Raw genomic sequence first — 12,852 nt, forward strand, 5'->3', positions numbered from 1 at the left:
GTGCTACCTTTGTGCATCCTGGCGCAGACGCCAGAGTTGATAGATGTTGATGATCGCATAGATCAGCGCGGCCATCGCAGCCAGGTCGAACAGAAGCGCATAGCGCCCGGGCAATCCCATCGCCCGACCCAGCCAGTTGGCGCCAAGCCAAAGCAGCATCGAACCGGCAATCACCAGCGCGATATGGCGGCTTTTGCGGGACACTTGCGCGTCCCGGTCATTCGCAGCCATCGCTTTGTTTTTCTTAGCGCTCATGTTTCATGTGCGGGGGCTTATGCCCCCTGTCCTTGGTATTTCCAGCTGCCCTTGCGGGTCGCCAGTTCCTCGCTGCCGGGCAGCAAGGTGTTCAATTTAACTTTCGCGGCCTTGGCCGGCGCGGCCTTGGGGGCCGCTTTGGGGGCTTCGGAGGCCACGGAGGTGTCTTTGACGACTGCTGACTGTGTCACCGCAGAAGTATCTGCCGCTGTTTTGCGTCCCGCATTCAGCCCGACAATCAGGAAAGCCGCGATGCCGATAATGCCCGCAAGGGTCAGCTTCGCGCCCAGAACCAAGAAAATGCCCCCGGAAATGAGGCCTGCAAGGACCGCGTTGGTCCATCCGCGCGATGCGCGGGTCGTGGTATCGGTTGTCTTGGTCATGGTGTGTTCCCTGTGTCAGTTTTGATTAATCGTAAAGTCCGTCCTTCTTGGCCCGCTTTGCAAATTCGGTCTCCTCACCGCTGGCCAGCGCGCTGGCCTGACCGATCCAGTCGTCCCGGGTGATACGGCCTTTGAACTTCAGCCGGTTATCCACCCAGGCAATTTCTGCCTCGGTCCATTTGGCGATCTGGTCGAAGTGATAGAAGCCCAGCTCATTGAGCGACTGCTCGAGCTTCGGTCCAACCCCTTTGATCATTTTCAGATCGTCCGCACCGCCCGAACGTGCCTCCCCCAGCAATTCGGGCTGTGTTTCTTCAACGTCACCGGCAGCAGCCGCCACGGGGGCGGGTTTTGCCGGGGCCGGGGCTGCTGCCCCGGCCGGTTTTTCGTAGGTCCAGCTGCCTTTGCGGCCTGCCAGTTCCTCTTCGCCCGCCAACTTGGCCGATGGCGTCACCTTGGGCGCGGCGGCCGTTGCGGGCGCAGCAGGTTCGGCAGGCTTGGCTGCGGGCTTCGGTTCGGCTTTCGGGGCGGCAGCCGGCTTGGCTTCGGCGGTCTTGGCCGAGGCTACCTCGGCGGCGTCCTTGCCCTTCATCCACGGGGTCAGGATCGGCACTTCGGTGCCGTCGATCCGCTTGACTGTGTCGCCCAGATCGACCGCCAGTTGCGCGCTGGCGTTATACTGGGTCTTGCCGCTGTCGAAGTCTTTCAGCGAGGTCAGGCCGGATTTCGGTTCCGAGGCAAAACGACCGTTTTGCGGTCCCGGCACCGGCACCTTGCCTGCCGACAATTCGTCTAGGATTTCGGCGAAGCGTTCGGTTGTCAGGTCTTCGTAGTAATCCTTGCCGATCTGCACCATCGGCGCGTTGGCACAGGCGCCCAGACATTCGACCTCTTCCCAGGTGAATTTGCCATCCGCCGACAGGGTGAAAGGCTTGTCCGCGATCTTGTCCTTGCAGACCTCGATCAGCTTTTCCGCGCCGCAGATCATGCACGACGTGGTGCCGCAGACCTGAACATGCGCCACCGACCCGGTCGGGGTCAGTTGGAACATGAAATAGAAGGACGCCACTTCGAAGGCGCGGATATGCGCCATGCCCAGCATGTCAGCGACATATTCGATGGCGGGGCGGGTCAGCCAGCCCTCTTGTTCCTGGGCGCGCCACAAGAGCGGAATGACCGCCGATTGAGCCCGGCCAGCGGGATATTTGGTGATCTGAGCCTCGGCCCATTTCAGGTTTTCGGGCAGGAAAGCGAAGCTTTCGGGCTGATCGTGATAGAGACGGCGTAGCATCAGGCACAGGCTCCGAGTGTCAGTTCAATTCCGGTCATCAGCGGTCGATCTCCCCGAACACAACATCCATGGTGCCGATGATGGCGGCGATGTCGGCCAGTTGGTGGCCGGTGCTGACGTGGTCCATCGCCTGCAGATGCAGGAAGCCCGGGGCGCGCAGCTTGGCGCGGTAGGGTTTGTTGGACCCGTCCGATTTCAGGTAGACGCCGAATTCGCCCTTGGGCGCCTCGACGGCGGCGTAAACTTCGCCTTCGGGCACATGGAAGCCTTCGGTGTACAGTTTGAAGTGATGAATCAGGGCTTCCATCGATTGCTTCATCTCGGCGCGTTTCGGCGGCGTCAGTTTCCCGCGCGCCAGCACGTCACCGGGGGTTTCGCGCAGTTTCGAGATGGCCTGACGGATGATGCTGGTCGATTGCCGCATTTCTTCCATCCGGACCAGATAACGATCATAGCAATCGCCATTCTTGCCGACCGGAATCTGGAAATCGAATTCGTCATAGCATTCGTAAGGCTGCGCCCGGCGCAAATCCCAGGCCAGCCCCGAGCCGCGCACCATCACGCCCGAGAAACCCCATTCGAGGATGTCCTGTTCGGTGACGACGCCGATATCGGCGTTGCGCTGTTTGAAAATGCGGTTTTCGGTCAGAAGCCCGTCGATATCGTCCAGAACAGCCGGGAATTCCAGCGCCCATTCTTCGATATCGTCGAGCAATTCATCGGTCAGGTCCTGATGCACACCGCCGGGACGGAAATAGGCCGCATGCAGACGCGCGCCACAGGCCCGTTCGTAGAAGATCATCAGCTTTTCGCGTTCTTCGAAGCCCCAGAGCGGCGGGGTCAGCGCGCCGACATCCATCGCCTGCGTGGTGACGTTCAGCAGGTGGTTCAACACCCGGCCGATTTCGCTGTACAGAACCCGGATCAGGCTGGCGCGGCGCGGTACTTCTACACCGGTCAGTTTTTCGATTGCCAGACACCACGCATGTTCCTGATTCATCGGCGCCACGTAATCGAGGCGGTCGAGATAGGGCAGGTTTTGCAGGTAGGTGCGGCTTTCCATCAGCTTCTCGGTGCCGCGATGCAGCAGGCCGATATGCGGGTCGCAGCGTTCGACGATTTCGCCGTCCAGTTCCAGCACAAGGCGCAGCACGCCGTGGGCCGCCGGGTGCTGCGGGCCGAAGTTGATGTTGAAATTGCGGATATGCTGTTCGCCCTGCAGCGCGTCGACGCTGCCGTCGTCAAATTTGGAGCCGTCCATTACGCGGTGCCTCCGTCAATGTCGCTCTTGAACGCCATGACCCAAAGCAGGATCAGCGCCACGAGCGGAAAAATGGTGAAGATCGCCACCCAGTTCGGAATGCCGAACCGCGGCAACAACCGCCAGAACGGCACCACGATCAGAGCGCCGATAATCAGGAGCCAGACAAGTCCGCCGCCACCCATGCCGTAACCGCCTATCATCATTTCGCCTCCCCCTTTTCATCGCCGGGCAGGATGTAGTTGGCACCTTCCCAGGGGCTCATGAAATCGAACTGCCGGTATTCCTGAACCAGCTTCACCGGTTCATAGACCACGCGCTTCAATTCTTCATCGTAGCGTACTTCGGTGTAGCCGGTGGTCGGGAAATCCTTGCGCAGCGGGTGACCACGGAAACCGTAATCGGTCAGCAAACGACGCAGGTCCGGATGACCCGAGAAGATGATCCCGAACATGTCGAACACTTCGCGTTCGAACCAGTTGGCCGAAGGGTGCACTTCAATGATCGAGGGCACCATGTCGTTTTCGCGCACCGAGACCCGCAGGCGGATCCGGTGGTTCTGGTACATCGACAGGAAATGATAGACCACGTCGAACCGCTTGGCCCGTTCGGGATAATCGACCGCGGTGATATCCACCAGCGACGAGAATTTGCAATTCGAGTCGGTTTTCAGGAAGTCGACGAAATCGACGATATTGGCCGGGGCCACGTCGATATTCAGCTCGCCATACGCGATATCCCAGCCAATCACGCAATCGGGCCGCTTCAGCTCGATATGGGTGGCCAGTTCGGTCAAGGCTTCGGTCATAATCTCTGTCCCTCCCGCGTCAGCGCACGATCGTGCCGGTGCGGCGGATTTTGCGTTGCAGCTGCATGATGCCATACATCAGCGCCTCGGCGGTCGGCGGGCAGCCGGGCACATAGACGTCGACCGGCACGACGCGGTCGCAGCCACGCACGACCGAATAGCTGTAATGGTAGTAACCGCCGCCATTGGCGCAGGACCCCATCGAGATCACATAGCGCGGTTCGGGCATCTGGTCATAGACCTTGCGCAGTGCCGGTGCCATTTTATTGGTCAGGGTGCCAGCAACGATCATCAGGTCGGATTGACGCGGGGACGCGCGCGGTGCGGTGCCGTAGCGTTCCAGGTCATAGCGCGGCATCGAAGTGTGCATCATCTCGACGGCGCAGCAGGCCAGACCAAAGGTCATCCAGTGCAGCGACCCGGTACGGCCCCAGTTGACGATGTCTTCGACCGTGGTCAGCAGGAAACCTTTGTCCTGCAGTTCGCGGTTGAGTTCCTGCGTGGCGACCTCGCGGTCGATCCCGGCAGTATTGGACCCGGCCATCACTCCCATTCCAGCGCCCCTTTCTTCCACTCGTAGGCAAAGCCCGCGGTCAGCACGCCGAGGAATACCATCATCGACCAGAACCCGACCATCGAGAGATCCTTGAACGCGACGGCCCAGGGAAACAGCATGGCAATTTCGAGATCGAAAATGATGAACAGGATCGACACCAGATAGAACCGGACATCGAATTTCATCCGCGCGTCGTCAAAGGCGTTGAAGCCACATTCATAAGCCGACACCTTTTCAGGGTCCGGGTTGCGAACGGCAATAACAATGGCGGCGAGGATCAGGACAAGGCCAAGTACAATCGCAATGGCCAGAAAGACGAGGATGGGAAGGTATTCCCTCAGCATCTCTTCCACGGTGGCTCCTTTCATGCGCGGATGGGCGCAGGCAGTAGGCTGCTTTAGCTAGGCAGGGTTTACTCCCGCCCCTTGGCAGGGTCAACCGAACCGGAGACACATTCAAATAAATGAAGATGTTGCATTTTTCCCGGTATACAATGGCACACGCGGCATTTCCCATGCTGTCGCGCAGCAAAGATAATCAGTTTTTTTGACGGTCCCACAAATTTCCGTCTGCCGACATGGCAAAGTCACCAACCGGGGCGGCAGCGATTCTTTTTCAATGGCGGTGCGGATGTAGGCATTCAAGGGATGAAAGAACAGGCAAACGGCGCCCGCTTGGGGGCGCCGCCGATGATTTCAACAGGACAGATTCGCGGACCAGGAACGGCGATGCCGGTCCCGCCTGTCAGCCCTGCCTGTCAGCCCTGCCAGGCCGGTTTGCGTTTATCGAAAAAGGCGCCGATCCCTTCGGGCGCTTCCGCCCCTTCCCAGCAGGCGGCCAGTTCGGAGGCGGTGTGTTCGATGACAGCCTCGTCGATGCGCGGCCCCAAGGTGCGCAGCAGCGCCTTTGCCCGCGCCACGGCACCCGGAGCGCAGTCCAGATAGGGGACGATTTCCGCCTCCACGGCGGCGTCCAGATCTTCGACTGGAACGGATTTGGCCAGCAGCCCAAGTTCGACCGCTTCGGGGCCTTTGAACCGTCGTCCGGACATGAACACCCGGCGCGCCCGCGCTTCGCCCATCCGGGCACAGACATAAGGCCCGATGGTGGCCGGGATCAGACCCAGCCGGGTTTCGGTCAGCGCCATTGTGACGCTATCGGCCCCGATGGCGATATCACAAACGCTGGCCATGCCGACGCCGCCGCCAAACGCATTGCCATGCACCTTGCCGATCAGAGGCTTCGGCAGGGTGTTGAGCGCCTGAAGCATCCGGGCGAGTTTCGTCGCCTCGGCCATGCGGGTGGCGCGGTCGGCTTCGAACTGGCTCCGCATCCAGCCCAGATCACCCCCGGCGCAGAAGGTTTTGCCCCTGGCGGCCAGAACCACCACGCGCACCGTGTCATCCGCTGCCAGTTCATCGGCTGCGGCGTGAATGTCCGCAATCATCTGCGCCGACATTGCATTATGCTTGTCTGCCCGGTCCAGCCACAAGGTGGCAACGCCACGCCCGTCCCGGTCCACGCTTACTGTGTCGCTCATCCTGTTTCTCCTCCGCTTGGCGGTGCCCCGCCCGTTTCCTGCCTTAGCCGTTCCGCATGGCGCGGGCCATTTCGGCGGCGCGGTCCAGCACCCCGATATCAAGACCGGTTTCATACCCCAGTTCGGTCAACCGCGCCTGCACCGCCTCGGTGGCCACATTGCCAGCCGCACCCGGCGCGTAAGGGCAACCGCCCAAGCCCCCAACGGCAGCGTCGAACACCCGCAGGCCCTTTTCCAGCGACACCTCTATATTGGCCAGCGCCCGGCCCGCCGTGTCGTGGTAATGCCCGGCCAGGCGATCCGCCGGGATCACGCTCAGCACCGCGTCGAGCATCGCCGCGATGGTTTCCGGTGTCCCCTGCCCGATCGTGTCGCCCAGACTGATTTCATAGCAGCCCATCGCATCCAGTGCCTCGGCCACGCGGGCCACCTGCGCCGGGTCGGTCGACCCGTCATAGGGGCAATCGGTGACGCAGGAAATATAGCCGCGCACCCGGATTCCGGCCTCTTTCGCGGCATGGACGACCGGTTCGAACCGGTCCAGGCTTTCGGCGATGGTGGCGTTGATATTGGCCTTGGAAAAGCCTTCCGAGGCCGATCCGAAAATCGCCACCTCGTCGGCCTTGGCCGCCAGAGCGCGCTCCAGCCCCTTCATGTTGGGGGTCAGCGCAGCATAGGACACGCCCGGTTTGCGGGTGATCCCCGCCAGCACCTCGGCGCTGTCGGCCATTTGTGGCACCCATTTGGGACTGACGAAGCTGGCCACCTCGATACGCTTGAACCCGGCTTCGGACAGGCAATCGACCAGCGCGATCTTTTCCGAGGTCGGGATCATCCGCTTTTCGTTCTGCAACCCGTCGCGCGGACCCATTTCAAATATTTCGACGTATTCGCTCATCGCTTACTCCCCGGGCATTTCATAGAAATCGCGGTCGTAGAATTCCTGCGGCCCTTCGGCGTCCTGCGCGGAACGATAGGCCGGACGGGCCGCGATCCGGTCGCGATAGGCGGACAGCTTCGGGAAGCGATCGAACCGGACGTAGTGCGAGGCGCTTTCCAGCGTGAATCCCATCATGATGTCGACGGCGGAAAAGCCGGATGGCAACAGGTAATCGTGACCCTGCAAGGCCTGTTCGACCCCCTGGAGCGTGATCGCCAAACGCTTGGTTTCCAATCCCATTACCGTCACCGACCGCGACGACGGATCGGGCAAGAACAGGTGCTGCATGTTGAGGTTCTGGATATGGCAGGCAAGCGTTTCCGAATAATGCAGCCACATCAGCCAATCGGCGCGCTCCGGATCGCCGAGGGCCGGCATCAATCCGTGACCGTCGCGCGTTTCGCACAGGTACTGCACGATGGCGCCGCTTTCAAAAAGCACCCGGCCGTCGATTTCCAGCGCTGGGGCCCGGCGGGCGGGCGAAATCGCCCTGAACTCTTCTGTATGCAGAGACCCGTTGATGATACCGTAACGGATCACCTCGGGATCTTCGCCCAGTTCGTGCAGCAGCCACAGCACCCGGAAGGACCGGCTGCCTGCGATGGAATGCAGACGGATCATTCCTCTTCTGCCTCCAGCCGGATCAGCGCCGCACCCGCTTCGACCTGAGCGCCCGTTTCGGTCAGCACCTCGGCCACGATACCGTCGCGCGCAGCCAGGAGCGCATGTTCCATCTTCATCGCTTCGAGGATCGCCAGCCGGTCGCCGGCCTGAACCTGTTGACCGGCTTCGGCAAAGACCGCCTTGACCAGACCGGGCATCGGCGCCTCGATCAGATTGCCGTCGCCGGTGGCGCTGGTGGCGACATCAAGCGGGTCGATCCGGGTGAAGCCCAGCCCGGCCTCCGCGAAGACTGTGATCAGGTTGCCATTCACCGCGACATCGGGGGCGGGAACGCCATCAAGCATCCAGCGCCCGGCGATGCTGCTGGCGTCGACCGTGGCGTCGTCGATGGTCACGCTGTGACGATCCGGCCCAAAGCTGCGGATATCGGCATCGCAAACCGCGCCGTCGAATTCCAGCGCGACATGATGCACCATCGGGTCCCACAGGGTGAAACCGGTGTCGGCCCCGTTGTCGAGCAGCCCCAGCGCTGCCAAAGCGGCAAGCGCGAGGTGCTGCGGTGTCGGCACCGCCTGCTGCACCAGATCGTCAAGGTCACGCCCGATCAGGCCGGTATCGACCTGCCCCGCCGCAAAGCCCGGATGGGCGCAAAGCGCCGACAGGAACCGCAGATTGGTAACGGTCCCGGCCACCTGACAATCCGCCAGAGCCGATTTCATCCGCGACAGGGCGACAGCCCGGGTCGGGCCGGACGTGATGATCTTGGCAATCATCGGATCGTAGAACGGGCTGATCGCATCGCCGGCACGCACACCGCTATCGGACCGGGCACCCGCCGGGAAGGACAGATGCGCCAGCGTGCCGGTGGCGGGCAGGAACCCCTTGGGCACGTCTTCGGCGTAAAGCCGGGCTTCGAAACTGTGGCCGGTCAGCGGGATTTCATCCTGTGTGAGCGGCATCGCTTCACCTGCGGCGACGCGCAATTGCCATTCGACCAGATCAATGCCGGTCACCGCTTCGGTCACGGGGTGTTCGACTTGCAACCGGGTGTTCATTTCCATGAACCAGAACCCGTCGGGGCGCAGCCCGTGCGAGCCGTCGACGATAAATTCGATGGTGCCCGCGCCCTTGTATTGGATCGCCTGCGCGGCCCGCACCGCCGCCTGCCCCATCGCAGCGCGCATTTCCGCTGTCATGCCCGGTGCCGGGGCTTCTTCGATCACTTTCTGATGGCGGCGCTGCAGCGAACAATCGCGTTCATACAAATGAACGGCCGTTTGCCCGTCGCCAAAAACCTGCACCTCGATATGGCGCGGTTTCTGGATGCATTTTTCGATCAGCACATCGGGGTTGCCGAAAGAGGTCTGCGCTTCGCTTTGGGCGCTTTTCAGCGCCTCGGCGAACTCTTTGGGGTCCTCGACCAGCCGCATGCCCTTGCCGCCACCGCCCGCGACCGCCTTGATCAGCACCGGGTAACCGATGGTATCGGCAGCTCCGGAGAGATGTTCGGGGTCCTGATTGGAGCCGTGATAGCCCGGCACCACCGGCACGCCGGCGGCTTCCATCAGCACCTTGGCGGCGTCCTTCAGACCCATTTTGCGGATCGCATCCGCCGACGGGCCGATGAAGGTCAGCCCGGCGGCTTCGACCGCGTCGACGAAATCGGGATTTTCGGACAGGAAGCCGTAGCCGGGATGGATCGCCTGCGCGCCGGTTTTCAGTGCGGCCTCGATGATGCGGTCGCCCTTGAGGTAGCTTTCCGCCGGGGCGGATCCGCCGATATGGACGGCTTCGTCGGCAGCGGCGACATGGGCGGCGGAGGCATCGGCGTCGGAATAGACGGCAACGACTTTGACCCCGAGGTCACGGGCGCTGCGCGCCACCCGGCAGGCGATTTCACCACGATTGGCGATCAGGATCTTGTCAAACATCGGTCTGGTCCTTTGTCTTGGGTCCGGACCGGGGGCTGCCTGCCCCCGGACCCCCGGGGATATTTCTGAACAGAAGAAAGATTACATCCGGAACACGCCGAAACGGGTGTCTTCGATCGGCGCGTTGAGCGAGGCGCTGAGGCTGAGCGCCAGCACGTCGCGGGTTTTCCGCGGGTCGATGATGCCGTCGTCCCACAGCCGCGCAGAGGCGTAGAGCGGGTGGGATTGTTCCTCGAACATCTCGATGGTGGGGCGCTTGAAGTCGGCCTCTTCCTCGGCCGACCAGGTGCCGCCCGCACGTTCGATTCCGTCGCGTTTGACGGTGGCCAGAACGCCCGCCGCCTGTTCGCCGCCCATCACCGAGATGCGGCTGTTGGGCCAGGTCCACAGGAAGCGGGGCGAATAGGCGCGTCCGGCCATGCCGTAATTGCCCGCCCCGAAGGAGCCACCGACCAGCATGGTGATTTTCGGCACCTTGGTGGAGGCGACGGCGGTGACCATCTTGGCGCCGTGACGCGCGATGCCTTCGTTTTCGTATTTGCGCCCGACCATGAAGCCGGTGATGTTTTGCAGGAAAACCAGCGGGATCTTGCGCTGACTGCACAGTTCGACGAAATGCGCGCCTTTCTGGGCGGCCTCGGAAAACAGCACGCCGTTATTGGCGACGATACCTACGGGGCAGCCTTTGACATGGGCGAAACCGGTGACCAGGGTTTCGCCGAAACGCGGTTTGAATTCGTCGAAGCGCGATCCGTCGACCACCCGCGCGATCACTTCGCGGATATCGTAAGGGGTGCGCAGATCGGCGGGCACGACGCCGAAGATTTCGTCGGGGTCATAGGCCGGGTCCTCGCTGGCCTGCCATTGCACCGTCTGCGGCTTGGCGCGGTTCAGGTGGCTGACCGCACGGCGGGCCAGCGCCAGCGCGTGCGCGTCGTCTTCGGCCAGATAATCGGCCACGCCGGACAGGCGGGTATGCACGTCACCGCCGCCCAGATCCTCGGCGCTGACCACCTCACCCGTCGCGGCCTTTACCAGCGGCGGACCGGCGAGGAAGATGGTGCCCTGATCCTTGACGATGATGGTGACATCGGACATCGCGGGCACATAGGCGCCGCCAGCGGTACAGGACCCCATGACGACGGCAATCTGCGGGATGCCCTTGGCCGACATATTGGCCTGATTATAAAAGATGCGGCCAAAATGGTCACGGTCGGGGAACACTTCGTCCTGTTGCGGCAGGTTGGCGCCACCAGAATCCACAAGGTAGATACAGGGCAGATGGTTCTGTTCCGCGATTTCCTGCGCCCGCAGGTGTTTTTTCACCGTCATCGGGAAATAGGTGCCGCCCTTCACGGTCGCATCGTTGCACACAACCATGACTTCCTGACCGTGCACCCGGCCGATCCCGGTGATGACACCGGCGGCGGGGGCGGCATTGCCATACATGTCATGCGCTGCGGTGGCCCCGATTTCGAGGAAGGGCGAACCTGCGTCGAGCAGGTTGGCGACCCGGCGGCGCGGCAGCATCTTGCCGCGTTCCTCGTGCCGTTGGCGCGATCGTTCGCCGCCGCCCAGCCGGGCGGCCTCGGCCGCCTGCGCCACGGTTTCAAGCGCTTCGAGATGGCCGCGCAGATTGGTCTGGAAGGTTTCCGAAGACGGGATGGCCTGGGATTTCAGTTTCATGTTTCGCCCTCTGTTTCACGCGCAGAGCGTGCTTTCAATTCTTTCCGGATCACCTTGCCGGTCACAGTCATCGGCAAGGCATCGAGAAACGCGATTTCGCGCGGGTAGGAATGCTTGGCGACCCGGTCCTTGGCGAACTCCTGCAGTTCCCTGGCCAGCGCCTCGTCTGGTGTGTAGCCCTGTTTGAGCACCACATAGGCCTTGACGATCTCGGTGCGCAGTTCATCGGGTTTGCCGATCACGCCGACGGTGGCGACGGCGGGGTGTTTCAGCAGACCGTCCTCGATCTCGCTCGGCCCGATGCGGTAGCCGGCCGAGGTGATCACGTCGTCTTCGCGCCCAACGAAGCGCAGGAAATCGCCCTGCCAGATGCCCCGGTCGCCGGTCAGCATCCAGTCGCCGAAGAATTTCCCGGCCGTTTCTTCGGGCCGGTTCCAATAGCCCAGCATCATGCTGGCCGCGCCCTTGCGGATGGCGATATCGCCCTCGCCGTCAAAGGGTGTGCCGTTGTCGTCCAGCACCGCGATGTCAAACCCCGGCGCCGGTTTACCAAGGCAGCCCGGTTGCGGGCTGAACAGGGCGCCGCAGGAGGACGCCACCATGTTACATTCGGTCTGGCCGTAGAATTCATTGATGCTGACGCCAAAGGCGCGGCGCCCCCAGTCGAGCATTTCCGCGCCCAGAGGTTCGCCGCCCGAGGCGACCGAGCGCAGGCCGGGAATGGCCGCGTCTTCGGCCTTCAGCATCCGCAAAGCGGTGGGCGGGAAGAAGATGTTCTTCACCCCGGCCCCGTCGATGATGCGCAGGCAGTCCGCGACCGTGAACTTGTCCATCCGTGCGGCCACGACCGGCACGCCCAGCGCCAGTCCCGGCATCAGCACATCGAACAACCCGCCGATCCAGGCCCAGTCGGCCGGGGTCCACAGGCAATCGCCCGGCTGGCCCAGCAAATCATGGCTGATCTCGACCCCGGGCAGATGGCCGGTCAGGACCCTGTGCCCGTGCAAGGCACCTTTGGGCGCGCCCGTCGTGCCGCTGGTATAGATCAACACGGCCGGATCTTCGGGGCCGGTTTCGGCGGTGTCGAACGGGGCATCGTCCAAATCACAGCTTTCAGGCACCAGAGCCACGCGCCCGCCGCCCTTCAGCCATTCGGTCAACCCGTCGGTGCCCTGCGGGTCGGCGATGACCAGTGCGACACCGGCATCCTCCAGCCGGGTGATCAGCGCCTCGACCCCGAACAGCTTGAACAGCGGGATCGAAATCGCACCGAGTTTCCAGCAGGCGATATGCGCCGCCGCCGTCCACGGCGATTGCGACCGCAACACGCCAACGCGGTCGCCACGTTTCACCCCACGCCGGACCATATCATGCGCCAACCCGTCGGCCATCCGCCGAAGCTGCGCATATGTCAGATCGCGGCGCGTGCCCCCGGTCATGTCGATGATCGCGACACGGTCGGGTTCATGCGCGGCCCAGTCATCACAGACCTGAACCGCCATGTTCAGCCGCCCCGGGATATCCCAGCGGAAATCCCGGATCAGCGCGTCATAGGTTTCAGCACGCGGCAACATGGC

Annotated in this window: 14 protein-coding genes; all 14 read right to left on the bottom strand. The window is 62.6% G+C overall.

What is annotated here, in order from left to right; translation table 11 throughout:
- Nucleotides 1-3: 3 nt before the first annotated feature.
- Nucleotides 4-255, bottom strand: a complete 252-nt coding sequence (locus VOI23_RS07075) for a DUF5337 domain-containing protein (RefSeq protein WP_323783508.1) — start codon at nucleotides 253-255, stop codon at nucleotides 4-6.
- Nucleotides 256-272: 17 nt separating this feature from the next.
- Nucleotides 273-638: a hypothetical protein gene (locus VOI23_RS07080; protein ID WP_323783509.1), complete on the bottom strand. Its 366-nt coding sequence runs from the start codon at nucleotides 636-638 to the stop codon at nucleotides 273-275.
- Nucleotides 639-663: 25 nt separating this feature from the next.
- Nucleotides 664-1,929, bottom strand: coding sequence for an NADH-quinone oxidoreductase subunit E (locus VOI23_RS07085; protein ID WP_323783510.1), 1,266 nt, complete (start codon nucleotides 1,927-1,929; stop codon nucleotides 664-666).
- Nucleotides 1,930-1,966: 37 nt separating this feature from the next.
- Nucleotides 1,967-3,190 carry an NADH-quinone oxidoreductase subunit D gene (locus VOI23_RS07090; protein WP_323783512.1) on the bottom strand — a complete coding sequence of 408 codons (1,224 nt, stop codon included), beginning with the start codon at nucleotides 3,188-3,190 and terminating at the stop codon, nucleotides 1,967-1,969.
- On the bottom strand, nucleotides 3,190-3,396 hold the full coding sequence (locus VOI23_RS07095; RefSeq protein ID WP_323783514.1) for a hypothetical protein: 207 nt from the start codon (nucleotides 3,394-3,396) through the stop codon (nucleotides 3,190-3,192). The genes VOI23_RS07090 and VOI23_RS07095 overlap by 1 nt, the downstream gene beginning before the upstream one ends.
- Nucleotides 3,393-3,998 carry an NADH-quinone oxidoreductase subunit C gene (locus VOI23_RS07100; protein ID WP_323783516.1) on the bottom strand — a complete coding sequence of 202 codons (606 nt, stop codon included), beginning with the start codon at nucleotides 3,996-3,998 and terminating at the stop codon, nucleotides 3,393-3,395. The genes VOI23_RS07095 and VOI23_RS07100 overlap by 4 nt, the downstream gene beginning before the upstream one ends.
- Nucleotides 3,999-4,017: 19 nt before the next feature.
- Nucleotides 4,018-4,551, bottom strand: a complete 534-nt coding sequence (locus VOI23_RS07105; RefSeq protein WP_323783518.1) for an NADH-quinone oxidoreductase subunit B family protein — start codon at nucleotides 4,549-4,551, stop codon at nucleotides 4,018-4,020.
- Nucleotides 4,542-4,907, bottom strand: a complete 366-nt coding sequence (locus VOI23_RS07110) for an NADH-quinone oxidoreductase subunit A (protein WP_323783520.1) — start codon at nucleotides 4,905-4,907, stop codon at nucleotides 4,542-4,544. Before VOI23_RS07110 ends, VOI23_RS07105 begins: the two co-directional genes overlap by 10 nt.
- Nucleotides 4,908-5,311: 404 nt before the next feature.
- A complete protein-coding gene (locus VOI23_RS07115) occupies nucleotides 5,312-6,094 on the bottom strand; it encodes a crotonase/enoyl-CoA hydratase family protein (protein WP_323783522.1) in 783 nt (260 codons plus the stop codon).
- A gap of 43 nt (nucleotides 6,095-6,137) precedes the next feature.
- Nucleotides 6,138-6,992, bottom strand: coding sequence for a hydroxymethylglutaryl-CoA lyase (locus VOI23_RS07120; RefSeq protein ID WP_323783525.1), 855 nt, complete (start codon nucleotides 6,990-6,992; stop codon nucleotides 6,138-6,140).
- Between the two features lie 3 nt (nucleotides 6,993-6,995).
- Nucleotides 6,996-7,655, bottom strand: coding sequence for a glutathione S-transferase family protein (locus VOI23_RS07125; protein WP_323783527.1), 660 nt, complete (start codon nucleotides 7,653-7,655; stop codon nucleotides 6,996-6,998).
- On the bottom strand, nucleotides 7,652-9,589 hold the full coding sequence (locus VOI23_RS07130) for a biotin carboxylase N-terminal domain-containing protein (RefSeq protein WP_323783529.1): 1,938 nt from the start codon (nucleotides 9,587-9,589) through the stop codon (nucleotides 7,652-7,654). Before VOI23_RS07130 ends, VOI23_RS07125 begins: the two co-directional genes overlap by 4 nt.
- Before the next feature lie 81 nt (nucleotides 9,590-9,670).
- Nucleotides 9,671-11,275, bottom strand: coding sequence for a carboxyl transferase domain-containing protein (locus VOI23_RS07135; protein WP_323783531.1), 1,605 nt, complete (start codon nucleotides 11,273-11,275; stop codon nucleotides 9,671-9,673).
- Entirely contained in the window at nucleotides 11,272-12,849 is a 1,578-nt protein-coding gene (locus tag VOI23_RS07140) for an AMP-binding protein (protein ID WP_323783533.1), read from the bottom strand. Before VOI23_RS07140 ends, VOI23_RS07135 begins: the two co-directional genes overlap by 4 nt.
- Nucleotides 12,850-12,852: the final 3 nt, after the last annotated feature.

Origin of the sequence: Thalassovita sp. (assembly GCF_034670005.1) — a bacterium.
Classification (GTDB): domain Bacteria; phylum Pseudomonadota; class Alphaproteobacteria; order Rhodobacterales; family Rhodobacteraceae; genus Thalassobius.

What these genes read in the sequence shown, in the direction of transcription:
- VOI23_RS07085 (WP_323783510.1), bottom strand. Translation starts at nt 1,929, where the DNA reads ATGCTACGCCGTCTCTATCACGATCAGCCCGAAAGCTTCGCTTTCCTG.
- VOI23_RS07130 (WP_323783529.1), bottom strand. Translation starts at nt 9,589, where the DNA reads ATGTTTGACAAGATCCTGATCGCCAATCGTGGTGAAATCGCCTGCCGG.
- VOI23_RS07135 (WP_323783531.1), bottom strand. Translation starts at nt 11,275, where the DNA reads ATGAAACTGAAATCCCAGGCCATCCCGTCTTCGGAAACCTTCCAGACC.
- VOI23_RS07125 (WP_323783527.1), bottom strand. Translation starts at nt 7,655, where the DNA reads ATGATCCGTCTGCATTCCATCGCAGGCAGCCGGTCCTTCCGGGTGCTG.
- VOI23_RS07075 (WP_323783508.1), bottom strand. Translation starts at nt 255, where the DNA reads ATGAGCGCTAAGAAAAACAAAGCGATGGCTGCGAATGACCGGGACGCG.
- VOI23_RS07080 (WP_323783509.1), bottom strand. Translation starts at nt 638, where the DNA reads ATGACCAAGACAACCGATACCACGACCCGCGCATCGCGCGGATGGACC.
- VOI23_RS07095 (WP_323783514.1), bottom strand. Translation starts at nt 3,396, where the DNA reads ATGATGATAGGCGGTTACGGCATGGGTGGCGGCGGACTTGTCTGGCTC.
- VOI23_RS07115 (WP_323783522.1), bottom strand. Translation starts at nt 6,094, where the DNA reads ATGAGCGACACAGTAAGCGTGGACCGGGACGGGCGTGGCGTTGCCACC.
- VOI23_RS07105 (WP_323783518.1), bottom strand. Translation starts at nt 4,551, where the DNA reads ATGGGAGTGATGGCCGGGTCCAATACTGCCGGGATCGACCGCGAGGTC.
- VOI23_RS07090 (WP_323783512.1), bottom strand. Translation starts at nt 3,190, where the DNA reads ATGGACGGCTCCAAATTTGACGACGGCAGCGTCGACGCGCTGCAGGGC.
- VOI23_RS07140 (WP_323783533.1), bottom strand. Translation starts at nt 12,849, where the DNA reads ATGTTGCCGCGTGCTGAAACCTATGACGCGCTGATCCGGGATTTCCGC.
- VOI23_RS07100 (WP_323783516.1), bottom strand. Translation starts at nt 3,998, where the DNA reads ATGACCGAAGCCTTGACCGAACTGGCCACCCATATCGAGCTGAAGCGG.
- VOI23_RS07120 (WP_323783525.1), bottom strand. Translation starts at nt 6,992, where the DNA reads ATGAGCGAATACGTCGAAATATTTGAAATGGGTCCGCGCGACGGGTTG.